This window comes from Streptomyces sp. NPDC052042, assembly GCF_044548345.1.
Lineage (GTDB): Bacteria > Actinomycetota > Actinomycetes > Streptomycetales > Streptomycetaceae > Streptomyces.
On record NZ_JBIUBU010000002.1, the window covers coordinates 47,775 to 70,908 of the forward strand.

Genomic DNA, 23,134 nt, shown 5'->3' on the forward strand with positions numbered 1-23,134 from the left:
CGGGCACCCGTCGGGCGGGGCGCGGGCGGGGCCTTCGCGGTCGGGTGCCCGCCCGGCGGGGCCGGCGGGGAGCCGGGACGGCCGGCACGGGGGCGTGCGGGAAGACGTTCCGTACGAGCCGTGCCGGGATACGCGGCGCGGGGGCGTGCGGAACGGCCTGTGACCGCACCGCGCCCCCGTGCCGACGGCCTGTACCCCGCGTGGGACGGCCCGTGCCCCGTGCCGGATGGCTTGTGCCCCGTGCGAGGCGGCCCGTACCCGTCCCCCGGCGCCGCCCCTTCGCTACGCCAACTCCTCCGGCAGCGCCGCCGCGTGCACGACCGTCAGCCCCGACACCGCACGGGTCAGCGCCACATACAGCCGCCGCAGCCCGGTGCGCTCGTCCGGTTCGCCGTCCACCACCGCGGCGGGCTCGTCCAGCACCACGTAGTCGTACTCCAGGCCCTTCGCCAGCGAGGCCGGCACCAGGATCAGCCGGGTCTCGGCCGAGGTCTCCTCACCGGGGGAGAGATACACGCGGCCCGCGGCGGTCAGCGCCTCGGCCAGCGCCGGGACGCGTGCGTCGGCCGCGATCAGACCGATCGAGCCCTCCCGGACCAGCGATTCCTCGCATGCCGCGAGCACCGCCGCGTCCAACTCGGCCGGATCGGCCACCGCCCGTACCTCCAGCGAACCCGGCGACTCCCGTACCGACTCCACCGGCGCGAGCCCCGGCGAGATCACCGGCAGCAGCCGCGAGGCGTACGCGATCACCTCGCGCGGCACACGGAAGCCCGCAGTCAGCTCCTCCACCGCCGCGTCCGGCTTGCCCAGATGACGCAGCGCCTGGGCCCAGTTCTCCGTCGACCACGGCGTCGTCCCCTGTGCCAGGTCGCCGAGGACCGTCGCCGACCCCGTCGAGCAGCGGCGGCCCACCGCCCGGTACTGCATCGGGGAGAGGTCCTGCGCCTCGTCGAGCACCACATGGCCCAGGGAGTGCGTACGCGTCACCAGATCGCGCGCCTCGTCGATCAGCACCGCGTCCGCCGCCGACCACTTCGCCGACCGCACGCTCCGGGCGGGTTTCGTGAACAGGACCGCCTTCTGTTCGTCCCCGGTGAGCAGCCCGTCCGCGTGCGCGGCCAGGAACTCCGCGTCCGACAGCAGACGCAGCACCAGCTTCGCCGGGTCGACGGCCGGCCAGATCGCCTTCACGGCCGCCTTCACCGCCGGATTACGGGCCACCGCGTTCTGCACCCGGTCGTCCGGCGCCTCGCCCGCCTCCTCCATCCGGACCAGGACGGCGTGCGCGATGCGCTGCGGCAGAGCCTCGTGGGCGGCTCCGTACCGCATCTCACGGGCCAGCAGTTCGGTGACGATCTCCTCCAGTTCGTACGCGGGCACCCGCCAGCGGCGCGAACCGCGTACCACCACGACCGGCTCCGTCGGCATCGTCACATGGGAACGGAGCGCCCGCCGCAGCACCTCGGCCATCCTGGCGTCGCCCTTGACGACCGCGGCCTCCGCCGCATCCGTACCGCGCACCTCGATGCCCGCTGCACCTGACGCGCCCGACGCGCCCGCCATGCCCGGCGTACCCGCCGTCACCAGGTCCTCGACGGTCGCCTGCCGCACCTCCAGCTCGCCGAGGGCCGGAAGCACCTGCTCGATGTAGTGGAGGAAGGACCGGTTCGGCCCGATGACCAGCGTCCCGGTCCGGGCCAGCCGCTCACGGTGCGCGTAGAGCAGGTACGCGACCCGGTGCAGGCCGACGGCCGTCTTCCCCGTCCCCGGGCCTCCTTGGACGCACACCGTTCCACCCAGGCCGCTGCGGACGATCTCGTCCTGCTCGGGCTGGATCGTCGCCACGATGTCCCGCATGGGGCCGACGCGGGGCCGCTCGATCTCCGCCTGGAGCAGCCTGCTGGTGCGCTCATTCCCCGTCGGGTCGGTGAGGTCCTCGTCCTCGTACGCGGTCAGCTCACCGCCGGTGTAGCCGAAGCGGCGGCGCCGACCGACGTCCTGCGGGTCCTTCTTCGACGCCCGGTAGAACGGCTGCGAGACGGGCGCGCGCCAGTCGACGACCATCGGGTCGCCGTCGGCGTCGTGGACGTGACGGCGGCCGATGTAGAACCGCTCCCCATCGCCCCCCTCGGCCTGTTCGGCACCGATCGCGCGCAGGTAGTCCAGGCGCCCGAAGAAGAGCGGGGTGTGGGCGAGATCGGCGAGGGACCTGATGCGCTCGTCGATCTGGGACTGGAGGACGGCCGCGTTGACCCAGTTCGCGGTGACATCACTGATGTCGAGGGCCTGGGCGTCCTCGCGCATGGTGCGCAGCGCGGCGCGGGACGCGGCCAGATGGGCGCGTTCCCGGACCAGCGGATCGGTGGTGACGCTTTCGTGTTCGTGCGCGGGCACGGTGTTGCCTCCGGCTGTTCGACGCAGGACGGCGGGCCGCACCTCACCCACGGAGCGGCACGGATTCGGCACGGCACGGTTCGGTGCGGTACGGCCGGGCGCGGGGCGATGCGGTCCGCTCGGGGATCGATCACGGGTGTACGCGGGTGGTGTGCGCGTACGGATGTCGGCCGGTTTCCGTCCGGTCGGCGGCACTCCCCCGGCTGCCGGCGCGGGCCGGTACCACGGTGCGGGAGGCGGGCAGACCGGCGATTGTATCGGCCGTTCCGGCCCGGAGCGAACGGTTTTCACGCCCGGGGGCCGTGTCCGCGCCGGTGTCCGCGGCCGTGCCCTTGGTCCGGGGCCGCTTCGGCCTGACGCCGGGGCCGTCTCCGGGCCGTTTCCGGGACCCGCCCCTCACCTTCGCACCGGGGCCCGCCTCTCGGCACCGGGGCCGTCTCCGTAGCGTGCCGTCGGATGCCGGGCCGTCCCCGAGACGCCGGGCCGCGACCCGTAGGGGACGGGTCCGTCGCGGAGAGGAGCGGCTACGGCCCGTCAGGGCTACCCGCCCGGCCTCCCGGTTCCGCCCGTGGGCCGACGCGCGCGGGGGACGGGAACAGGACCATGGATCACATGAGCACCGTCACCCTGAACCCCCGCAGCACCGCCCCCGCGCACGGCGCGACGGCGGCCACCGGTCACCCGCGCACCCGCCGCTTCGGCGGCACCCTGCGTGCCGTCAAGGTCTACGCCCGCGCCGCGTTCGGCGTGATCGTCATGGGCGAGTACGCCGAGGAAGTGGGCGTCCACACCCGCAGTCACACGCGTACCGGTGCCGGTACGCACTGAGCACCCCGGTCGAGCACCGGACAACCCGGCTGAGCACCGGACAACCCGGCTGAGTACCGGGCAGCCTGAACGCACACGACTGAGCGTCCCCCGCATGTGCCGGCCGGTCCGGGTACGCGCTGAGCGGCCCCGTACGCCTTCGCACGAAGACCAGTACGCCCACCCCTGAAGACGTCAGCACGCCTCACCGCACGAAGCCGGCACGCCTCCTCCGCACGGAGCCGGCACACCCCCGTACGAAGGCCGGCCCGGCCCCCGTGCCCGCCTCCCGTACGAGAGTCAGCCGCCGCTGAGCATCTCGTCGGCGTCCACGATCCGGTACGCGTACCCCTGCTCGGCCAGGAAACGCTGGCGGTGCGCCGCGAAGTCCTGGTCGATCGTGTCGCGGGCCACCACCGAGTAGAACCGCGCCTCGTGCCCGTCCGCCTTCGGCCGCAGCACCCGGCCGAGCCGCTGCGCCTCCTCCTGACGCGAGCCGAACGTCCCCGACACCTGGATGGCGACGGTCGCCTCCGGGAGGTCGATCGAGAAATTGGCGACCTTCGACACCACGAGGACGCTGATCTCGCCCTCGCGGAACGCGTCGAACAGCTTCTCCCGCTGGGCGTTGCTCGTCTCGCCCTTGATCACCGGCGCGTCCAGGTACTCGCCGAGCTCGTCGAGCTGGTCGATGTACTGCCCGATGACGAGAGTCTGCTCGCCCTTGTGCTTGCGTACCAGGGCCTCGGTCACCCTGCGCTTCGTCGCGGTCGTGGCGCAGAACCGGTACTTCTCCTCGGTCTCGGCGGTCGCGTACGCGAGCCGCTCCGAGTCCGTCAGATCGACCCGTACCTCGACGCAGTCGGCGGGCGCGATGTAGCCCTGCGCCTCGATCTCCTTCCACGGGGCGTCGAACCGCTTCGGCCCGATCAGCGAGAAGACGTCCGACTCACGGCCGTCCTCGCGCACCAGCGTCGCGGTGAGCCCGAGGCGCCGCCGGGCCTGCAGATCGGCGGTGAACTTGAAGACGGGCGCGGGCAGCAGATGCACCTCGTCGTAGACCACCAGCCCCCAGTCGCGGGAGTCGAACAGCTCCAGATGCGGGTAGACGCCCTTGCGGCGAGTCGTCAGCACCTGGTACGTCGCGATGGTGACCGGCCGGATCTCCTTGCGCGTGCCGCTGTACTCGCCGATCTCGTCCTCGGTCAGCGAGGTCCGCTTCACCAGCTCGTGCTTCCACTGCCGGGCCGAGACGGTGTTCGTCACCAGGATCAGCGTGGTCGCCTTGGCCCGTGCCATCGCGCCGGCCCCGACCAGCGTCTTCCCCGCGCCGCAGGGCAGCACCACGACACCGGAGCCGCCGTGCCAGAACCCCTCGACGGCCTGCTTCTGATAGGGCCGCAGCGCCCAGCCGTCCTGCTCCAGCTCGATGGCGTGCGCCTCGCCGTCGACGTAACCGGCCAGGTCCTCGGCGGGCCAGCCCAGCTTCAGCAGCGTCTGCTTGATCTGCCCGCGCTCCGACGGGTGCACGGCGACCGTGTCCGGGTCGATCCGCGCCCCGACCAGCGGCCGGATCCTCTTCGACCGGAGCACCTCCTCCAGCACCGGCCGGTCGGTGGAGGTCAGCACGAGACCGTGCACCGGGTGCTTGGAGAGCGTGAGGCGGCCGTACCTGGCCATCGTCTCGGCGATGTCGACGAGCAGCGCGTGCGGAACGGGATAGCGCGAGTACTGCACCAGCGCGTCGACGACCTGCTCGGCGTCATGCCCGGCGGCGCGTGCGTTCCACAGCCCGAGCGGGGTCAGCCGGTAGGTGTGGATGTGCTCGGGCGCCCGCTCCAGCTCTGCGAACGGCGCGATGGCGCGGCGGCAGGCGTCGGCGAGGTCGTGGTCGACTTCGAGGAGCAGTGTCTTGTCGCTCTGGACGATGAGGGGTCCGGTCACGCGCGTCGGCCCTTTCTGCTGCGGGGAACGGCCGGGAATGGCTGGGAACGGCCAAACGTCCAGTCTGCCGCATGCGCGGGCCCGGTGCGTGGGTCGTGCGCCACGTCGTGCACCAGACCGGACGCGGGTACCGGGCGACCGGGGCGGATGACCGCTCGTTGCATGGGCTCCAGATTCGCGCCGAGCGAATGAGTGAGAACGCCATGCGATGTCGTTCGGTGGGCAGTATGGTCAAAGCTCGACGAGAAAGCCTGGTCAACGACATTGTTCAATGTTTGGAGGAGCTGCTGTGCTGCTTCGGTTCCAGGTCACGAATCACGCTTCGCTCCGGGAGGAGCAGGAGCTGTCTCTCGTCGCTACCGATCACCATTCGGAGCGCGCCGAGGCAAGAGTGCCGGGCGGTGAACTCCGCGCGGTTCCGGTCGCGACCGTGTACGGCACCAATGCTTCCGGGAAGTCGAACGTCATCGACGCCCTCGATTGGATGCGATCGGCGGTGCTGACATCGTTCCGCCGCTGGGATCCCCGCGGCGGAGTCCCGCGTCGACCGTTCGCCCTCAGACCAGCAGCCTCTTCCTACCCCAGCTCGTTCGCCGTCGACTTCGTCGTGGCCGGAGTACGCCATCAGTTCGGCTTCTCGGTCGACGACGACCGGGTGACTGAGGAGTGGCTCTACTACTACCCCGAAGGTCATCGGCGCCGTCTCTACGAGCGCGGAGCCGATGACAAGGTCCTCTTCGGGCGGTGGCTCACCGGGCGACGCAAGCTGATTGCCGAACTCCTGAGGCCGAACAGCCTCTATTTGTCGGTTGCGGCGGCGCAGGGACACGAACAGCTCCGTGAGGTGTTCCGCTGGTTCGGAGACGGGCTGAGGATGGCGACGGACCGCGACTTTCCGCAACGGCTCGATCACACCGTGCAGCTGTGCCTCGCCGACGGTGCGGAAAATACGGCGGAATCCGCCATGGCCCTGCTCCGCTTCGCGGATCTCGGTGTGTCCGGACTGGAGATCAAGGAGCAGGACGCCGCGGCGCGGGAGGAGCACGAGCGGATCACTCGGGCGCTCAGGGACGCGCTGGGCGACAAGGTCCGGATCCAGCACGATCACGGCAAGCGTGTGCGTGTTGAGCACCGCACGGCAGACGGAGTCTTCCCGCTCGACCTCGTATACGAATCGAGTGGGACGCGGACATGGATCGGCCTGATCGGTCCAGTGATCACCACGCTGGCCGAGGGGGGCGTTCTCTGCGTGGACGAGCTGGACGCGCGTCTGCATCCATATCTCGTGGACGCCCTGGTCGGTGTGTTCCAGTCGCCCGAGACCAATCGGGCCGGAGCCCAGTTGGTGTTCAGTACACATGAGGCAGCTCTGCTCGGCCGGAACGTCCGGACCGAACTCTTCAGGGACCAGGTGTGGTTCACGGAGAAGGATCCGCACACACTTGCGACGCGGTTGTTTCCCATGACGGAGTTCTCGGTACGCGATTCCGCCGACAACCTTGAGAAGCGGTACCTGGGCGGACGCTATGGGGCAGTGCCGCACTTGGACGACGAAGTGCTGCGGGACATCGCCGCAGCGATCCTGCGTGGGGGTGGGAGTGAAGCGGGGCAAGCCGCTGAAGCGGACAAGGGGCGCGCGACCGGAGCAGCGTAGGTTCCTCATCTACTGCGAGGGAGAGTGCACGGAGCACCAGTACTTCAAAGGTCTGCGAGCCGAACTGCGCGCTCTTCCCGTGGCGGTTTGTCTCGGAGGGGAGCACGGTGAGCCGAAGTCCCTCGTCAAAGCGGCGATCGAGCACAAGAACCGGGCTCCGAGTTCCGCGAGCGACCGATGGACCGCGTACGACGAGGTCTGGTGTGTGATCGATGTCGAAGCGCCGGCTCCGCACGAAGGATTGGCGGACGCGCTGAAACTGGCCAGACGGAATGGGATCGAGGTGGCGCTCACAAACCCCTGCTTCGAACTCTGGCTGCTGCTGCATTTTCAGGATGTGCGGGGGTACTGCACGTCGGCCGAGGCACAGAAAGCCCTGGAGAAGCTCGGCTCCTGCGGGTATTCCGCCAGCCGCAAGCACTTGGTGTACGAGAGCCTTCGCGACGGCCATGCTCGGGCCGAGGAACTGGCCCGAGCGTTACGGGGACGAAAGAAGGGATACGCGGACAATCCGTGGACGGATGTGGACCGGCTGGTCGGGCTGCTGAAGGCGGCGCGGCACGGGCGGGCCTGAGACACCGGGCTCCCGGAGCGGGCGGAGTGCCGACGGGTGCCTTTCCAGGCGCTCGTCGGCACTCACGGCTCGGCGTCGTCGGCCAGTTCGGCCACGCCCGTGATGCGGTGCAGCGGGTATGTGCGGATGCCGTCGGCCGTGTGGTCGTACGCCGTGACGTAGCCGCCCTCGACCTTCACCGGGGCGATGACGCGCTGGCTGGCCGCGCCCTCCGCGTTGACGTAGCCGATCCAGAGCGCCGAGCCGGTCAGCACGGCGGCCTGGACGGTGGCGAGGGTCTCGGCCACGGAGGTACGGGGCAGGGAGCCGGGCGGGGTGGGTGCGGAGGAGTTCCCGTGCGGTTCCTTGCGGGGCACCATCGCGGCGGCGTCCCCCGCGCGGATCGCCCGGATCGCCGCGCCGAGCAGGGTGGCGTCGGGGACCGGGGGCCCCTCGGGCACGGGGGCGGGGGGTGTGCGCGGCGGGGTGCGGTGGGCGCCCGCGCGGGTGATCAGGACATCGCCCTCGGCGGACTCCGCGGCCGGCGCGTACCCCATCTCGCGCAAGCCGTCGAGCAGGGACGCCGGGTCGACCGGGGCGGCCAGGACGGTCGGGGCGAGGCGGCGCAGGCGCAGGGTGGAGGCGCGCTTGTCGGCGAGGATCTCGTTCAGCACGGTGTCGTCGTCGCAGCGCACGTAGGACGAGGCGGCGCCGATCCGCAGATGGCCGTGGCGGCGGGCCACGTCGTCGACGAGGTAGCTGAGCGGCTGCGGCACCGGCGTGCGGCTGTGCGCGGCGAGGAACGCGTGCAGATCGGCCGCCGACCTCCCCGCGTCCAGGGCACGGCGTACGGACCCGGGCGTGAACCGGTAGACGGTGGCGCCGCCCTTCGACTCGACGTCCGCGAGCACGGAGAGCATGTCGGCCAGGGGGCGTTCCAGCGGGCCGGGCGCGACGGCGGTCAGGTCGGCCTGGAGCAGGATGTGGTCCAGGGGCTCGGGGATCAGCGGCGCGAGCAGCGCGGCGGCCTCGGCGGGACCGGCGTCGAGCAGGGCCCGGGTGTGCGCGGCGAGCGCGCCGCGGCCGGTGATGCCGAGGAGTTCGGACTCGCTCAGCGTCCACAGGGCGATCCGGGACCGCAGGTCAGCGGTGTCCCCGCCGGCACCGGAACCAGGACCGTAGCCGGAAGCGGACGCCGCCGCGGAGGCCGATGAGGCCGTGGACGCGGCGCGCAGGGGGCGTTCCCAGCGGAGCCGGGCGAGGACGGTCTCCGGGTCGGGGGCAGCGCCCGGATCCAGGGCGGCGAGGAGGGCCAGGACCCGGTGGCGCACCTCGGGCGCGGCCGAGCGGTCGAGGCCGGGGCCGAGGGCGGACAGCGGCCGGCCCTTGGCGTCCTGGCCGCCGACCAGTCCGGGGGTGCGGGTGGCGGCGAGCCAGGCGGTGGCGAGGCACGCCCAGCGCTCCTGGGCGGGGAGGTCGGCCCAGTCGTCGTACGCGGGTGTCGGCGCGTACCGCTCCGCGGCTTCCCCGTCGGAGGCCACCAGTCCGGCCGCGTAGGCGAGTTCGATCCAGAACGCGGCGACCGGCTCGGGGACGTCGAGGGCGGCGGCGGTCCGCTTCAGGTCGCGTACGCCCACCCCGCCGGCCCGCAGCGTGGCGGGACCGCCGCCGTTCCAGCCCTTCAGCAGTTCCTCGACCGTCGTCACCGCGAGGTACGCCTGACCGGCCGCGGCGCTGTCCACAGCCTGGGGATCGCGGTGCGCGACCGTCTCGACCGCCGGCGGCCGGGGCTCCGGTACGCGGTGGGCGCGCCCGGCCCGCAGATGCAGGGCGGCCTCGCGGGGCAGCACCACGGTGCGGGCCGACACGGGCAGGAGCAGTCCGCGGTCGCGCAGCCACCGCACGGGTGGGGCGGGGGCCGCGGTGACTTCGCCGTAGGGAGGCCCCCACACCAACCGGTCCAGGACGGACAGGGCCTCGGCCGGGGCGGTGTCCAGCAGGGCGGCCATGGCGGCCCGGTCGGTGAAGAGGCCGGTCAGGGCCGTGACGGCGGAGACCGGGTCGTGGGTGGCGGGCAGCCCGGCGGCGGCCAGGATCTCCTGGAGGCGGCCCGGCGACATCCCGGCGGTGGCCTCCGCGACGGTCGGGCCCAGACCGGTGGGGGAGGGGTGCCGCGGAGACGGGGCGAGGAGTTCGCGCGCGGTGCGGACCAGCCGCAGCCGGTCGTCCTCGCCCCATGCGAGGGCCTGCTCGCGCAGGGTGGCCAGGGCGGAGGGCAGCGCTTCCGCGATCGCGTCGGCGTTCGCCTCGGCGGCGGTGCCCGCGAAGGTGGTGCCGGTGGCGCCGCGCCGCTGGTCACCGGTGCCGTGCTGGTTGCCTTCGCCTTCGGCGGTGGCGGTGCGTTCGTCTCTGTTCTCGGCTTCGCTTGTGTCGGGCGGCTCGTCGGCGTTCCGGTCGTCGCCGGTGAGCAGGCCGAGGAGTGTCTCGTACGAGGCCGGGTCGGGGGCCACGGCGAGTGCTTCGGCGGTCTGGAGGGCGAACCGGTCGAGGTGCTCCAGCGCCCGTACGACGGAGGCGCGGGTACCGGCTCTCGTCGCGAGCTGGGTGATGTCGTTGGGTACGGGGGAGAGGAGATCGGGGCGGGCACGCAGCAGCGCAGCCAGCGACTCGTCGTTCCGGGCGCGGATGGCTTCGGCGAGCGTCCGCGGTGGTGTGGTCGTCCCCATCCGCCCCACCGTAGTCGTTGTCCGTCCCGGACAGCCTCATCCCGGTGTTCGTCGATGGCCGCCGTCCGGCGTTCCCCGGTCGTCGCCGCCCGTCGCCGCCCGTGGTCCGTGGTGGTCGCCCCGGACGGGTCCGGGCGCTACCGTCGGCGGTGCAAGCGGCAGGAGGGGAACCAGCGCGGTGGGGATCGAGAGCGACCAGCTCGTCTACGACTATCTGAGCCGGGTCGGCGACCTGGCTCAGCAGCAGCAACTGTCCTCGGGCGCCCGCATGAAGCTCGTGTCGACACTCCGGGGCGAGATCGACCGGCAGCGCCGGGAGCAGTCCGCGGACACCCCGGCGGCGGTCCGCCGCATCATCGGCAGGCTCGGCACACCGGACGAACTGGTCGCCGCGGCGGCCACGCCGGACGGTGATGGCTCGGTGGAGTCGCCGCCGCGGCGGCCGGCACGCGACGTCCCCGGTCCGCGCGAGGTGCGCCGGGGGCTGCTGAGGAAGGACGCCTTCGGCAGGGGCGCGTCACGGGCGGCAGAGGGACCGGGGGCGAGTACGGGTACGGAGACGGGTTCGGGCGAGGGTGCGGGCGAGGGCGCGGCGGTCCCGGCGGTCCCGGCACCGGAGGTTCGCGGCGGTCGGCTCGCTCCGGACGATCAGGCGGCCCGGGAGGACCGGGGGGGTGGCGGCGCCCCGGAGGAACCGGAGGCGCCCTGCTCCTCGCCGGACGACGCCCCCCCGCCGCAGATGCCCGGACGGGTACCCTCGCCTCCGCACATGGCCGGTACGGACGAACTGGGGCCGTCCGGGGACGAACCCGACTGGTGGCTGGTCGAGCCGGGGCCGTTCGGCGCCGGGGTCGACGTGCCGGGGTTCACCGGGGGCATCGAGATCCCGGCCATGGTGCGGCAGCCGTCGGCGGGGGACACCGTTCCCCGTCCGCGTACGGCGGCGGACGGGAAAGCCGACGCGGCGACCGAGGACGAACCCTCCGCCGAGGACACCGGCCCCGACGAGCCGGCGCCGCGCCGCCGCCGGCTCCTGGGACTGCCCCGCCGCGCCCCGCGCGAGGCGAAGGACGGCGGCGCGGCGCGGCGCGGGTTCTCCCACCCGCTGCTGCTGGTCGCCGCCGCGCTGCTGGTCGCGGGCGCGGTGCTGGGTTCCTGGCTGGCCCTGGGGGCCGGCTGGTTGCTCGCGTACACCTCGCGCACGCTGTCCCGTGCCGAGGCGAAGTGGGCGGCGATGGGGCTGCCCGGCGTGGTCGTGGCGGGCGCGATCGTCTGGCTCTGGGGCCGCATGGACGGCCGCTGGGGCGAGCCGATCGCGCAGGACGGGCTGGCGCAGGCGATGAGCGGGATGTGGCCGGTGGTGGTCCGGATGGCCGCGGTGGCCTCGGCTGCGTTCCTGGTGTGGCGGGCGCGCCGACGGGCGGGATGAGCGCGCAGGACGGGCGGACGACGGGCCGGGCACCAAGGGCGTCAGGGTGCCCGGCGGCGTGATACGCGAGCGGCGCGATACGCGAATCGCCCCTGTCGCGCCGTCACTTGGTCATGTCCGCCTGCAGCTCGTCGAGGATCTTGTCCGCGGCCGTGTAGCCGATGCCCCCGATCCACAGGCGGTCGTCGACCTCGAAGACCTTGCCGTTCTTCGACGCCTTCAGCTCCTTCCACAGGCCGCTGTTCATCGTCTTCTTCGTCCCCGCCTTCTGCGGGCTGCCGTACGTCGATGTGAAGATGACGTCCGCGTCCGCGAGGTCGATCTTCTCGGGGGACACGTCGTACGAGAAGCCGTCCTTGGCCTTGTCGGTGATCGCGGGGCGGCCGAGGCCGAGGTCGGCGAGGATCGAGCCGATGTAGTTCTGCTTGCCGTAGATGCGGATGTCGGCGCCTTCGACGAACCGGACGAAGTTGACCTCGGTGGTGGCCGCCTTCTCCTTGCCGCCGAGCGCTTTCGTGACCTCCGCGACGTGGGCGTCGTATGCGGCGAGGACCTTCTTCGCCTCGTCCTGCTTGCCGAGGGCTTCCGCGTGCAGCCCGAAGTTCTGCTTCCAGGCGGACCCGGTGGACTCCGTCATCACGGTGGGGGCGATCGCGCTGAGCTGCTCGTAGCGGTCGCCGTCTCGGACCTTGCTGGTCAGGATCAGGTCGGGTTTCAGCGAGGCGACGGTCTCCAGGTTGGGGTTGGCGATCTCGCCGACCACCTTGATCCCCTTCGTCCGCTCGGCGGGCAGATAGGCGGGGAAACCGTCCTCCGTCGCGGAGCGCGTCGCGCCGACGGGCTGCACGCCGAGGCTGAGCGCGGAGTCCAGCTCACCGGTGTCGAGCACCACGACGCGCCGGGGGTGCATGGGCACCTTGACGTCGCCCATGGCCGTCTTGACGGTGTGGGTCTTGGCGGAGGCGGCGTCGGTGCCGGAGGAACCGCCGGAGTCCGAGGAGCCGCAGGCGGAGAGCGCGAGCGTCCCGGTCAGGGCGAGGGCGCCCAGGGAGAGGGCACGGCGGCGGCGGGTGGTCATGGACGGCCTTTCGTCGAGGGGGTGTGGGGTGCCGGGCCCGGTCATGGTGCGGTCGGTCTGCCGGTCGTGGCGGGCTGCCAGGGCGCCCCCGGTACCACGAGCGGCGAACCGGTCACCGGGCACGGGACGATCACCGCGTCCAGCCCGAAGACCTCGTGCACGAGGTCCGCGGTCACGATGTCCTTCGGGTGGCCCTCGGCGACGATCCGCCCCGCCTTCATCGCGACCAGGTGGTCCGCGTACCGGGCGGCCTGGTTGAGGTCGTGGAGCACGGTGACGACGGTCCGGCCCCGGGTGCCGTCCGCCGCGGGGGTGGTGAGCCGCCGCACCAGGTCCAGGACCTCCACCTGATGCGCGATGTCGAGGTAGGTGGTCGGCTCGTCGAGCAGCAGCAGGTCGGTCTCCTGGGCCAACACCATCGCGATCCAGACCCGCTGGCGCTGACCGCCCGACAGTTCGTCCACCGACCGGTCGGCCAGCGCGGTGACGTCCGTGCGTTCCATGGCGTCCGTCACCGCCCGCTCGTCCTCCTCCGACCACTGCTGCCACCAGTGCTGGTGGGGCTGTCGGCCGCGGGTGACGAGATCGGAGACGGTGATCGCCTCGGGGGCCACCGGGGTCTGCGGCAGCAGCCCGATCGACTGGGCGATCCGTCGGGTGGGGATCTTCGACAGTTCGGTGCCGTCGAGGAGTACCGCCCCGCCGCTCGGCCGCAGCAGCCGCCCAAGCGCCCGCAGGGTGGTCGACTTGCCGCAGGCGTTCGGGCCGACGATCACGGTGACCTGCCCGTCCGGCACGGCCAGGTCCAGTTCGCGCACGACGGTGCGGTCCTCGTACGCGAGGGTCAGGCCGCGCGCGGTGAGCCGGCTGTCGGCGTTCCGCGCCGCCGCGGCCCCGGAAGCACCCGTCGTACCGGGAACGCCGTTCGTACCGGGGGCACCGGATGTGTCGGCAACACCGGATGCGTCGGGAACACTGGACGTGCCGGATGCGCCGGATGCGCCGGACGTGTCGGACGTACGGGTCGAGCTCATGCGGTACCTCCACTACGGCCGCGACCGCCGCCGTGACCGCGGATGATCAGCCAGATCAGATACGGGGCGCCGACCGCCGCCGTCAGCACGCCCACCGGCAGTTCGGTGGGCGAGAAGAGCCTGCGGGCCAGCAGGTCCGCCGACACCACGATCAACGCGCCCAGCAGCGCCGAGCACAGCAGCGGGATCTGCGCGGTGCGGGTCAGGCGACGAGCGATCTGCGGGGCGAGCAGCGCCACGAAGTCGACCGGTCCGGCCGTTCCGGTCGCCACGGACGCCAGGACCACGCCGAGGGCGACCAGCCCCAGCCGTACGCGGCCGAGCCGTACCCCGAGCGCGGTCGCGGTGTCGTCGTCCATCGAGACGGTGCGCTGTGCCCGCGCCGCCCACAGCACGGCGGGCAGCAGGAGCAGCAGCGTCCAGCCGATCGGCGCGGCCTCCGCCCAGCCCCGGCCGTTGAGCGAGCCGGTCATCCAGATCTTCGCCTGCTGGGCGACCAGGTAGTCGCCCTTCGTCATGAAGAGGGTGGTGAGCGAGCGCAGTGCGATGGCGAAGCCGATGCCGATGAGCACGAAACGGGTGGCGTGCAGCCCGCCGCGCCAGGCGAAGAGGTACACCAGCGCCGCCGCGGCCACCCCGCCGACGACGGACAGATACGGCAGCACGGTGTGAGAGGTGATGCCGAACGTCATCGCGCCGACCGTGAGCGCGCTCGCCCCCTGGCTGATGCCGATGATGTCCGGGCTGGCCAGCGGGTTGCGGGCGACGGTCTGGATCAGTGCGCCGGCGATCCCGAACGCCGCCCCGACCAGCAGCCCCGCCGTCATGCGCGGCAGCCGCAGCGTGCCGACGACCAGTTCGTCCGGGGACGGTCGGCCCAGGATCACGTTCACGACCTCACCGGGCGCGACGAAGCTCTCGCCGACGCAGAGGTACGCGACGCAGACGGCGGCCAGCAGGACGACGAGGCCGCCGGCGACGGCAAGGGCCCGCCGGTGCAGCAGGAGCCGGCCGCGCGCTCCGATCTGTATGACGCGGTATCCGGTGGGCGCCATCCGGCGACCGGTGGTGGGCCGCACCCGGTCGGCCGTGTGCGTGTTCATGCGGGCACCGCCTTCCGGCGCACCAGCGTGACCAGGAACGGGACGCCGAGCAGGGCCGTCATCACCCCGGCCGGGACCTCGCTCGGCGGGAACAGGACGCGGCCGATGACATCGGAGACGAGCAGCATCACGGGTCCGATCAGCGCCGCCGTCGGCAGCACCCAGCGGTGGTCGGCGCCGACGATCGCGCGGGCGATGTGCGGGACGGCGAGCCCGATGAACGCGATCGGCCCGGCCGCCGCGACCCCGACACCGGTCAGCACGGTGGCACCGATGCCGCCGACGATCCGCACCGTCGCGATCTTCTGCCCGAGCCCCTTCGCGACGTCCTCGCCCAGCGCCAGCGCGTCGAGGCCGCGGGCCACCGACAGCACCAGCACGGCCCCGACCAGCAGGAACGGCCAGATCTGCCCGACCACCACGGCCTCGCGTCCGGCGAGCGAGCCCACCTGCCAGAACCGGAACTCGTCCAGCGCGGACGCCTTGGTCGTCAGCACCCCCGTCGTCACCGACAGCAGCAGCGCGTTGATCGCGGCGCCGCCCAGGGCGAGCTTCACCGGGGTGGCGCCCCCGCGGCCGCTGGAGGCCACCGCGTACACCGCGACCGAGGCGATGGCCGCGCCCGCGAAGGCGAACCACACGTATCCGGTCAGGGTGTGGATGCCGGCGTACGCGATGGCCAGCACCACTCCCACCGACGCGCCCTGACTGATGCCCAGGACACCGGGGTCGGCGATGGGGTTGCGGGTGATGCCCTGGAGCACGGTGCCCGCCAGGGCCAGTGCGGCGCCGACCATCAGCCCGATCAGGGTGCGCGGCACCCGCATGTTGCGGACGACTTCGGCTTCGTTGGAGTTCCCGCCGTGCAGCAGGGCGTCGAACACCTCGGACGGGGGTATGGTGCGGGCCCCCACGGCCAGGCTGAGGAGCACCGCCATCAGCAGCGCCGCGACGGCCGCCGCCGTCACGAGTGCGCGTCTGGAGCGGCGTGGTGCGGCGGCTGACATCGGACCCAATCGGACGGCGAGTGGAGCGGTGAAGCAAAGTTAGGCTTGGCTAAGTCTAAGCATCGTCGTCGTACGGCCCGAGGGCCGTACCGGCTTTACCGGGACCATCGGGGCCGATCCGGGCCCTCGGGGCCACTATTGAAATCGGGTCATTCGGGACTGCTCGGGCCATTCAGGCTACTCGGACTACTCGGACTACTCGGATTGTCGGGTCGGATGTGGCGTACTCGGCTCCGCGACAATGGGACCCATGTCTTTGTCTCAGCCCTCGATCCCGTTGACGGTCGGTTTCGACCTCGACATGACGCTCATCGACTCCCGGCCCGGCATCAAGGCCACCTACCTGGCGCTGTCCGCGGAGACGGGCACGCCGATCGACGCGGACCTCGTGGTGAGCAGGCTCGGTCCGCCAGTCGACGACGAACTGCGGAACTGGTTTCCGGCCGATGTCGTGGCGGCGACCGCCGACCGGTACCGGGAGATCTATCCCGCGCACGCCATCACTCCGACACCCGCGCTGCCGGGTGCACGGGAGTCGTTCGCGGCGATCCGCGAGTGCGGCGGCCGGGCGATCGTCGTCACCGCCAAGTACCGGCCGAGCGCGGAACTCCATCTGACCCATCTCGGGATCGAGCCCGACGAGCTGATCGGCGGTCTGTGGGCGGAGGCCAAGGCGGAGGCGCTGCACGAGCACGGTGCGTCCGTGTACGTGGGCGACCACATAGGCGACGTACGGGGTGCACGCACGGCCGGCGCCCTGTCGGTGGCGGTCACCACGGGGCCGTGCGACGCCGCCGAACTCCGGGCGGCCGGCGCGGATGTCGTCCTGTCCTCCTTGACGGAGTTCCCGTCCTGGCTGGAGACGTACAACGCCGCACGCTGAGCACACGGGCCTTGCCTTGCCCTGTCCTGCGCCGGGGCCTCGTCCGGACCTTCCGGGTGATCGAGCAGACGCAGGATCTCCGCGTGGTCGTGCCGGGTGACTGCCATCCGGGAGCTCGCCATCAGGTCCTTGGTGGGGGAGGCGTTGCGTCACGCACCGTCGTGGTTCCCGAGCGCACTTCGGAGGTTCCCGCTCATTCCTTCTGCCCGGCGCCGCTGATGCGGTCGTTGATCTGCTGGGGACGCTGCCAGGCAGCGAGGTCGGTGCCGTCGCCGAGCGTGTAGTGCAGGGTGGCCGGACCGAGCCGGACGGGCGGGGTTTCGGTGAGCGTATGCCAGGCCCGTTCCAGGGCACCGCCCAGGACGAGCCGCTCATCAGCCGGGTGCCTTCGGGCGAGTCCGTCCGGAGCCGGAGTCGGAGCCGGCCGGAGCGGTTCGGCGGGTGGGTGGGGCGCGCGATCCGCCGGGCTACCCGGCCCTACCGCTCCCGCGCGCCCGCGCGCACGGAGCGGATCACGCCCGCCGCGGCGATCAGGAAGCCCACACCCATCAGCATGCACAGCGACCACGCGATGGGCGGCAGCGGACGGGTGCCGAGGAACAGCGGGGCCACCGTGGCCAGAGTGGCCAGCGTGCCGATGAAAAAGACGATCGCGCCGATACGGACCAGCCGGTCACCCGCGCCAGGAGGTGTAGTACTCACCCCGCCAGGGTAGTTCCCGACGGCGACAGGACCGCCCCGCGGGTTGCGGTGGGCGGAGCAGGCATCGTTTCCGGACAAAGGTCCGGATGACCAGGCTTGACTAGGGGTACTCCGCTGGGGAGGCTGCTGCCAGCAGGGGAGCACCACCACTGGATAGCCTGACCTGCTGAGGCTTTGTTCCGGCATACAGGTTGAGATGGGGTGCGTGCTTTGCCGACTGGCAAGGTCAAGTGGTTCAACAGCGAGAAGGGCTTCGGCTTCCTCTCCCGCGACGACGGCGGCGACGTCTTCGTGCACTCCTCCGTGCTTCCCGACGGTGTCGACGCGCTCAAGCCCGGCCAGCGTGTCGAGTTCGGTGTCGTCGCAGGTCAGCGCGGGGACCAGGCGCTGTCGGTGACGATTTTGGAACCGACTCCGTCCGTCGCGGCGGCACAGCGCCGCAAACCGGACGAACTCGCCTCCATCGTGCAGGACCTGACCACCCTGCTGGAGAACATCACACCCATGCTGGAGCGGGGCCGCTACCCGGACAAGGCGGCCGGCAAGAAGGTCGCCGGCCTGCTGCGCGCGGTCGCCGACCAGCTGGACGTGTAGGACCAGCTGGAGTAGGACCAGCCGGACGTGCGGGACGGGCTCGACGCGCAGGACGGCGCTGTCCTTCCGGACCGGCTCCGGAAGGACAGCCGGGATTCAGACGAACGACAGCGCGTCCGGGCCGAGGGGCGGGACCAGTCCCTCGGCCGCCGCGCGGGTCAGCAGCCCGCGGACCGCCGCGTAGCCGTCCTCGCCGAGGTCGGCCGTGAACTCGTTGACATACAGTCCGATGTGCTGGTCGGCCACGGCCGGGTCCATCTCCTGGGCGTGCTCCAGCACGTAGGGCCGTGACGCCTCCGGTTCGTCCCAGGCCATCCGCACCGAGGTGCGCGCCGACTCGGCGAGCCGCCTCAGCGTTTCCGCGCCCAGCGACCGCTTCGCGATGATCGCGCCGAGCGGGATCGGCAGCCCGGTGGTGTCCTCCCAGTGCCGGCCCATGTCGGCGAGGCTGTGCAGCCCGTAGTTCCGGTACGTGAAACGCGCCTCGTGGATGACGAGACCGGCGTCCACCTTCCCATCGCGCACGGCGGGCATGATCTCGTGGAACGGCATGACGACGATCTCGCCGACCCAGCCCGGAACGACGTCCGCAGCCCAGAGCCGGAACAGCAGGTAGGCGGTGGAGCGCTCGCTCGGCACCGCGACCGTCCGCCCCGTCAGATCCGTGCCCGGCTCCCGGGTGAGGACCAGCGGTCCGCAGCCCCGCCCCAGCGCCCCGCCGCACGGCAGCAGCGCGTACTCGTCGAGCACCCACGGCAGCACCGCGTACGAGACCTTGAGGACGTCGCCCTCACCGCGCTCGGCCATGCCGTTGGTGATGTCGATATCGGCGAAGGTCACGTCGAGGGCGGGCGCGCCGGGGACCCTTCCGTGCGCCCAGGCGTCGAAGACGAAGGTGTCGTTCGGGCACGGTGAGTAGGTGATGCTCAGCGGGGAGCGAGGGGCGCGCGGTGGTTCAGGCGTGGTTTCGGTCATGGTGGGTCCAACCTTCCAGTACGGGGGCGAGCTTCCCGAACGCCTCGGTGAGTGCGGCCAGCGCGTCCCCGATGCGCCAGGCGTCGCGGTCGCGCGGGCCGACCGCGTTCGAGACCGCTCGCAGCTCCAGGACCGGTACACCGGCCTGGTCGGCGGCCTCGGCGACGCCGAAGCCCTCCATGGCCTCGGCGGCGGCCCGCGGGTGCGCGGCGGTCAGGGCGGCGGCGCGCTCCGCGCTGCCGGTCACGGTGGAGACGGTGAGGATCTCGCCGGGGAGCGCACCGGTCGCGGCGGCCACGTCCCGGACCAGCGAACGCGGCGGTACGTGCCGGTCGCGGCCGAAGCCGAGCGCGGTGACGGGCACGAAGCCGTCCGGGGTCTGCGCGCCCAGATCCGCGGCGACGATCCCGCTCGCGACGACGAGCGAGCCGACCGGGGCAGCGGGCAGGAACCCGCCGCCGATCCCGGCCGAGACCACGAGGCCGTACGGCGCGCAGCCGCCGTCGTACGGGGAGCGGCCCGGCGCGTGCCCGGAGGCATCCCCGGATCCGGGGACCGGGGCAGGGGCGGCCAGGTGCCCGGCGGCGAGGCCGAAGGCCGTGGCGGCGGCCGCGGCGGCCGGTCCCACACCGCCCGCGAGCACATCGACGACGATGCCGGGGCCGCCGGGGCCGGGTACGCGGTGGAACTCGGCACCGGCCACCCGGCGCACCGCCGGTGGCGTCCCGTCCCCGAACGCACGCGTGACCGCGTCCCGTTCTGCCGGGACGGCGGTCACGACGAGCACACGCACAGGAAGGGGCCCTTCGGGGCCGGAGGCCGTCAGGGGGCGGGTCAGGACGTCTTCTTCAGCTCGAAGTGCCAGATGCCCGTGAGGTTCTTGCCCTGCGTCTCGACGATGCTGACCTGCGTGCTGTTCGCGGTCTCACCGGTCTGGCTGGAGAAGAAGGCGCTGCCGGGGATGGACCGGTAGGTCTTCTTGTACGGCTCCTGCTCGGCCTGCTGGCCGTTGATGAACAGGGTCCAGCCGCTGTCGGCGATCTCCGGCTCGACGCCGAAACGGACCTTGTCGTCCATCGCGACCTCGACGGTCTTCTCCGCCTTCTTGTTGAGGCAGCTCTTGATCTCTGATGTCGTGAGGGGCTTGCCGTCGTTGTAGCAGGCCGCCTCGGAGCTCACCGAGTTGCCGCCGACCGTCACGGTCGCGAGCGGCGTCGGCTTTTCGCAGGCGGAGAGGACAAGGATTCCTGCGGAAACGGCACCAAGAGCGACGCCGATTCGACGGCCCTTACCGGAGAAGAACGCAACGGTCATGAGCCGAAGGCTATCGGTCGCCCCGGCTCACGCCACGCGGGGGTGCGGCGAGCCGCGTCGGGCGGCGCCCAGCAGCCCCCGTACGGACGTGGCGGCGCCGAGGACGAGGACCCCCGCGGCGACCGACATGCCCAGTACGCCGTTGAGGGGGAGGACGATGCCGATGCCGCCGCCCGCCACCCATGCCATCTGGAGCGCCGTCTCGGCCCGCGCGAACGCGGACGCCCGCACCTCCTCGGGCACGTCCCGCTGGATCATCGCGTCCAGCGAGAGCTTCGACAGGGCCTGGGTGAAACCGGCCGTCGCGCTCAGCGCGGCGACCGTGACGGTGCCGAAGAAGAGCGCGGTGAGCAGGGCGACGCCCAGGGCCAGGGTCAGGAGCGAGGCGACGATCAGCTCGGGGCCGCGGACGCGCAGCCAGGACCCGACCGCCGTGCCGAGCGCATTGCCGGCCCCGGCCGCCCCACCGACGATGCCGAGCGAGACGGCGGCGCTCTGACCGGAGAGCGGCTGGTCGCGCAGCAGAAATGCCAGGAAGAAGATGAGGAGGCCGGAGAGCGCGCGGTGGGCGGCGTTGGCCTGGAGCCCGTTCAGCACGGACGGTCCCACGGTCCGCAGGCCGGGCCGGCGCTCACCGTTCCGTCCCCGGCTCCACCGCCTTCCGGCCCGGGCCCACCACCGGCCGCCCTCCGCGGTCCGGGGCTTCTCGCGGCGCTCCACGTGGGGGCGCGGGGGCAGCACGCCGTACGGCGGCACCAGCCGGGCCCTGCGCTCGCCCTTCGCGGAGTCGACCTCGTGCGGCAGGGTGAAGGCGAGGACCGTTCCCCCGAGGAAGACCACGCACGCCCCGTACAGCGGCCAGGCCGGCCCGATGAACTGCAGCCCGGCCCCGATCGGCGCGGCGAGCCCCGTCGCCAGCAGCCCGGCGAGCGTGACCCGGGCGTTCGCCTTCACCAGTGAGATGCGGGGCGGCAGCAGCCGCGGCACCACCGCGCTGCGCACCACCCCGTACGCCTTCGAGCAGACCAGGACGCCCAGCGCGGCCGGATACAGCTCCAGACCGCCGGTGGCGACCGCGCCCGCCATGGTGAGCGCCAGCACCGCGCGGGCCAGCATCGCCCCCGCCATCGCGGCGCGGCGGCCATGGGGCAGCCGGTCCAGGAGCGGACCGATCACCGGCGCGAGAAGCGTGAAGGGCGCCATCGTGACGGCGAGGTAGAGCGCGACCCGGCCGCGGGCCTCGTCCGTCGGTACGGCGAAGAACACCGTCGAGGCCAGCGCCACCGTGATCATCACGTCGCCCGCGCCGTTCACGGCGTGCAGTTCGATCAGCTTGCCCAGCCCGGACTCCCCGGCGCCGTGCGCGTGCGTCGCCCTCCGGATGCCCCGGGCAGCACCTGTGAAAGGGGAGCGAAGGGCACGGCCGACCATCCGTCCCGTCCTGCGGAGCGGGCCGGAATCCTGATGCGACCGGGCGGAAGTCACCCCGTCATAGTGCCCCAGGGGCGGCGGCCCCGAACCGGGACCGGCCCGGGGCACGGGCGCACTCCGCCCTGTCGGGCCAGTGGCCGGCCTTCCTGACCGGCGCCGGGTCCGGTCAGGGAGGCCGCGCATCCTCCGCTTCCGGACGGGAAGGTGGGCGGGGGACTGCGAAGGGGGTAGCGTGCGTAGCGCGCCACCGGCGGTTGTTCTCGGCGCGCGCCTATCGGCGATCCCGCAGAATGGATAGCAGAAGGTGCGTCCGAGACCGGCACGACGGGCGCGGACGTCGACGCGGCCCCCAGGTCCGCTCCGCCCGCACCCGCCACGGCCGAGAATCGATGGATGTGCAGGCGCGCCCGTGAGACTGGCGTAGGAGAGAAGCGAGACCCGTGAGTGCTGTGACGACGCGAAGGCGTACGGCCCGTACCCCTGCCCCCGACCGCCTGTGCGCCGAGGCGGTGGACCTCGCCCGCGCCGCGGCCGAGGAAGTGGCCGCGCCCGGGGTCGTCGGGGAGCACGTGGGAGTGGTCTCCGAGGGGGACCGGGTCGTCACGCACTTCTTCGAGTGCGAGGAGCCCGGCTACCGGGGCTGGCGCTGGGCGGTGACCGTCGCCCGGGCGTCCCGGGCGAAGAAGGTCACCCTTGACGAGACGGTTCTGCTGCCCGGCGGCGACGCGCTGCTCGCCCCGGAGTGGGTGCCGTGGAGCGAGCGCCTGCGCCCCGGCGACATGGGGCCCGGCGACCTGCTGCCCACCGAGGCCGACGACATCCGCCTGGAGCCCGGCTACACCGGCGAGGACGAGCCGCCGCCGAATTCCGCGGTGTCCGAGGTGTCGCGGGAGATGGCCGACCTCGTCGACACCGAGGACGCGGAGCTGACGACCCGTCCCACGACGACCAGCCGCGGGGCGATCGCGGCGCTCGCGGACGAGCTCGGGATGCGGCGGGCCCGGGTGCTGTCGCGGTACGGGCTGCGCAATGCGGCCGAGCGGTGGGACGAGGGGTTCGGCGCGCGGACCCCGATGGCCCAGGCCGCCCCGGCGACCTGCGTGAGCTGTGCGTTCCTGGTGCCGCTGGCGGGCTCGCTGCGGCAGGCGTTCGGGGTGTGCGCCAACGAGTTCGGCCCGGCGGACGGGCACGTGGTGTCCCTGTCGTACGGGTGCGGCGGGCACTCCGAGGCGGCCGTGATGCCGAAGCCGCCGAAGCCCGCGCCGCACGCCCTGGACACGATGCGGGTGGACGAGTACCCGCTGCGCCCGGCCCCGGACTCCGGCTCGGTCCCGGCGGAGCCGGACGCCCCCACGGAGGACCTCGGCCACTCCTGACCAGGCGGATTCCCCGGATGCCCGCAGCGCACTGATCCCCGGCGCGCCCGGGTCACCGGGTCTGCCCCGCGCCCCGTTTCCACCGGGGCGGCGGCGTGCGGTGCGGCGGAATCCGGCCCGGCCGCGG

At 72.6% G+C, this 23,134-nt stretch carries 20 protein-coding genes; 7 read left to right on the plus strand and 13 right to left on the minus strand.

Going from position 1 to position 23,134, the window contains the following annotated elements:
- Nucleotides 1-282: 282 nt before the first annotated feature.
- Nucleotides 283-2,397 (minus strand): HelD family protein, encoded by a 2,115-nt coding sequence (locus ACIHCL_RS05500; protein ID WP_399857240.1) that lies wholly within the window; start codon nucleotides 2,395-2,397, stop codon nucleotides 283-285.
- Nucleotides 2,398-3,009: 612 nt separating this feature from the next.
- On the opposite strand from ACIHCL_RS05500, the gene ACIHCL_RS05505 reads away from it, so the two are divergent.
- Nucleotides 3,010-3,225, plus strand: coding sequence for a hypothetical protein (locus tag ACIHCL_RS05505; protein ID WP_399857242.1), 216 nt, complete (start codon nucleotides 3,010-3,012; stop codon nucleotides 3,223-3,225).
- A gap of 279 nt (nucleotides 3,226-3,504) precedes the next feature.
- On the opposite strand, the gene ACIHCL_RS05510 is transcribed toward ACIHCL_RS05505, so the two are convergent.
- Nucleotides 3,505-5,148, minus strand: coding sequence for a DNA repair helicase XPB (locus ACIHCL_RS05510; protein ID WP_399857243.1), 1,644 nt, complete (start codon nucleotides 5,146-5,148; stop codon nucleotides 3,505-3,507).
- Between the two features lie 289 nt (nucleotides 5,149-5,437).
- Between ACIHCL_RS05510 and ACIHCL_RS05515 the strand changes: the two genes are divergently transcribed.
- Nucleotides 5,438-6,802, plus strand: coding sequence for an ATP/GTP-binding protein (locus ACIHCL_RS05515; RefSeq protein WP_399857244.1), 1,365 nt, complete (start codon nucleotides 5,438-5,440; stop codon nucleotides 6,800-6,802).
- The gene (locus ACIHCL_RS05520) at nucleotides 6,747-7,376 is read left to right on the plus strand and encodes an RloB family protein (protein ID WP_399857246.1); all 630 of its coding nucleotides are present in this window, start codon (nucleotides 6,747-6,749) and stop codon (nucleotides 7,374-7,376) included. The genes ACIHCL_RS05515 and ACIHCL_RS05520 overlap by 56 nt, the downstream gene beginning before the upstream one ends.
- A 62-nt stretch (nucleotides 7,377-7,438) precedes the next feature.
- Here the strand turns inward: ACIHCL_RS05520 and ACIHCL_RS05525 are convergent, their stop codons facing one another.
- Nucleotides 7,439-10,081, minus strand: a complete 2,643-nt coding sequence (locus ACIHCL_RS05525; protein WP_399857247.1) for a helicase C-terminal domain-containing protein — start codon at nucleotides 10,079-10,081, stop codon at nucleotides 7,439-7,441.
- 178 nt (nucleotides 10,082-10,259) lie between these two features.
- On the opposite strand from ACIHCL_RS05525, the gene ACIHCL_RS05530 reads away from it, so the two are divergent.
- Nucleotides 10,260-11,510 (plus strand): hypothetical protein, encoded by a 1,251-nt coding sequence (locus tag ACIHCL_RS05530; protein WP_399857249.1) that lies wholly within the window; start codon nucleotides 10,260-10,262, stop codon nucleotides 11,508-11,510.
- A gap of 103 nt (nucleotides 11,511-11,613) precedes the next feature.
- Here ACIHCL_RS05530 and ACIHCL_RS05535 read toward each other — a convergent pair whose 3' ends face one another.
- Genes ACIHCL_RS05535 through ACIHCL_RS05550 form a run of 4 tightly spaced genes read right to left on the minus strand, consistent with a single transcriptional unit; the run spans nucleotide 11,614 to nucleotide 15,732 of the window.
- A complete protein-coding gene (locus ACIHCL_RS05535) occupies nucleotides 11,614-12,588 on the minus strand; it encodes an ABC transporter substrate-binding protein (protein ID WP_399857251.1) in 975 nt (324 codons plus the stop codon).
- A gap of 41 nt (nucleotides 12,589-12,629) precedes the next feature.
- Nucleotides 12,630-13,622, minus strand: a complete 993-nt coding sequence (locus ACIHCL_RS05540) for an ABC transporter ATP-binding protein (protein ID WP_399857253.1) — start codon at nucleotides 13,620-13,622, stop codon at nucleotides 12,630-12,632.
- Nucleotides 13,619-14,725, minus strand: a complete 1,107-nt coding sequence (locus tag ACIHCL_RS05545; RefSeq protein WP_399857254.1) for a FecCD family ABC transporter permease — start codon at nucleotides 14,723-14,725, stop codon at nucleotides 13,619-13,621. Before ACIHCL_RS05545 ends, ACIHCL_RS05540 begins: the two co-directional genes overlap by 4 nt.
- Nucleotides 14,722-15,732, minus strand: coding sequence for a FecCD family ABC transporter permease (locus tag ACIHCL_RS05550; RefSeq protein WP_399857256.1), 1,011 nt, complete (start codon nucleotides 15,730-15,732; stop codon nucleotides 14,722-14,724). The genes ACIHCL_RS05545 and ACIHCL_RS05550 overlap by 4 nt, the downstream gene beginning before the upstream one ends.
- A gap of 241 nt (nucleotides 15,733-15,973) precedes the next feature.
- Here ACIHCL_RS05550 and ACIHCL_RS05555 point away from each other — a divergent pair, with 241 nt between their 5' ends.
- Complete coding sequence (locus ACIHCL_RS05555; RefSeq protein WP_399857257.1) at nucleotides 15,974-16,615, plus strand: HAD family hydrolase; 642 nt, start codon at nucleotides 15,974-15,976, stop codon at nucleotides 16,613-16,615.
- 193 nt (nucleotides 16,616-16,808) lie between these two features.
- On the opposite strand, the gene ACIHCL_RS05560 is transcribed toward ACIHCL_RS05555, so the two are convergent.
- Together ACIHCL_RS05560 and ACIHCL_RS05565 are read right to left on the minus strand one after the other, a co-directional pair.
- Nucleotides 16,809-17,183 (minus strand): DUF6177 family protein, encoded by a 375-nt coding sequence (locus ACIHCL_RS05560; RefSeq protein WP_399857259.1) that lies wholly within the window; start codon nucleotides 17,181-17,183, stop codon nucleotides 16,809-16,811.
- Nucleotides 17,093-17,317: a hypothetical protein gene (locus tag ACIHCL_RS05565; RefSeq protein ID WP_399857260.1), complete on the minus strand. Its 225-nt coding sequence runs from the start codon at nucleotides 17,315-17,317 to the stop codon at nucleotides 17,093-17,095. Before ACIHCL_RS05565 ends, ACIHCL_RS05560 begins: the two co-directional genes overlap by 91 nt.
- 210 nt (nucleotides 17,318-17,527) lie before the next feature.
- Here ACIHCL_RS05565 and ACIHCL_RS05570 point away from each other — a divergent pair, with 210 nt between their 5' ends.
- Nucleotides 17,528-17,911, plus strand: coding sequence for a cold-shock protein (locus ACIHCL_RS05570; RefSeq protein ID WP_399857262.1), 384 nt, complete (start codon nucleotides 17,528-17,530; stop codon nucleotides 17,909-17,911).
- Between the two features lie 96 nt (nucleotides 17,912-18,007).
- Here ACIHCL_RS05570 and ACIHCL_RS05575 read toward each other — a convergent pair whose 3' ends face one another.
- Genes ACIHCL_RS05575 through ACIHCL_RS05590 form a run of 4 tightly spaced genes read right to left on the minus strand, consistent with a single transcriptional unit; the run spans nucleotide 18,008 to nucleotide 21,685 of the window.
- Nucleotides 18,008-18,886 (minus strand): 1,4-dihydroxy-6-naphthoate synthase, encoded by an 879-nt coding sequence (locus ACIHCL_RS05575; RefSeq protein ID WP_399857264.1) that lies wholly within the window; start codon nucleotides 18,884-18,886, stop codon nucleotides 18,008-18,010.
- Nucleotides 18,867-19,679: a futalosine hydrolase gene (locus ACIHCL_RS05580; RefSeq protein ID WP_399857266.1), complete on the minus strand. Its 813-nt coding sequence runs from the start codon at nucleotides 19,677-19,679 to the stop codon at nucleotides 18,867-18,869. The genes ACIHCL_RS05575 and ACIHCL_RS05580 overlap by 20 nt, the downstream gene beginning before the upstream one ends.
- A gap of 41 nt (nucleotides 19,680-19,720) precedes the next feature.
- Nucleotides 19,721-20,200, minus strand: coding sequence for a DUF2771 domain-containing protein (locus ACIHCL_RS05585; RefSeq protein WP_399857268.1), 480 nt, complete (start codon nucleotides 20,198-20,200; stop codon nucleotides 19,721-19,723).
- A gap of 27 nt (nucleotides 20,201-20,227) precedes the next feature.
- Nucleotides 20,228-21,685 (minus strand): MFS transporter, encoded by a 1,458-nt coding sequence (locus ACIHCL_RS05590; RefSeq protein WP_399857270.1) that lies wholly within the window; start codon nucleotides 21,683-21,685, stop codon nucleotides 20,228-20,230.
- Between the two features lie 386 nt (nucleotides 21,686-22,071).
- Here ACIHCL_RS05590 and ACIHCL_RS05595 point away from each other — a divergent pair, with 386 nt between their 5' ends.
- On the plus strand, nucleotides 22,072-23,007 hold the full coding sequence (locus tag ACIHCL_RS05595; RefSeq protein ID WP_399857272.1) for a DUF3027 domain-containing protein: 936 nt from the start codon (nucleotides 22,072-22,074) through the stop codon (nucleotides 23,005-23,007).
- Nucleotides 23,008-23,134 lie beyond the last annotated feature (127 nt).

Coding starts and splice junctions, on each gene's coding strand:
- ACIHCL_RS05505 (WP_399857242.1), top strand. CDS start 3,010: ATGAGCACCGTCACCCTGAACCCCCGCAGCACCGCCCCCGCGCACGGC.
- ACIHCL_RS05525 (WP_399857247.1), bottom strand. CDS start 10,081: ATGGGGACGACCACACCACCGCGGACGCTCGCCGAAGCCATCCGCGCC.
- ACIHCL_RS05535 (WP_399857251.1), bottom strand. CDS start 12,588: ATGACCACCCGCCGCCGCCGTGCCCTCTCCCTGGGCGCCCTCGCCCTG.
- ACIHCL_RS05540 (WP_399857253.1), bottom strand. CDS start 13,622: ATGAGCTCGACCCGTACGTCCGACACGTCCGGCGCATCCGGCGCATCC.
- ACIHCL_RS05545 (WP_399857254.1), bottom strand. CDS start 14,725: ATGAACACGCACACGGCCGACCGGGTGCGGCCCACCACCGGTCGCCGG.
- ACIHCL_RS05550 (WP_399857256.1), bottom strand. CDS start 15,732: ATGTCAGCCGCCGCACCACGCCGCTCCAGACGCGCACTCGTGACGGCG.
- ACIHCL_RS05555 (WP_399857257.1), top strand. CDS start 15,974: ATGGGACCCATGTCTTTGTCTCAGCCCTCGATCCCGTTGACGGTCGGT.
- ACIHCL_RS05575 (WP_399857264.1), bottom strand. CDS start 18,886: ATGACCGAAACCACGCCTGAACCACCGCGCGCCCCTCGCTCCCCGCTG.
- ACIHCL_RS05585 (WP_399857268.1), bottom strand. CDS start 20,200: ATGACCGTTGCGTTCTTCTCCGGTAAGGGCCGTCGAATCGGCGTCGCT.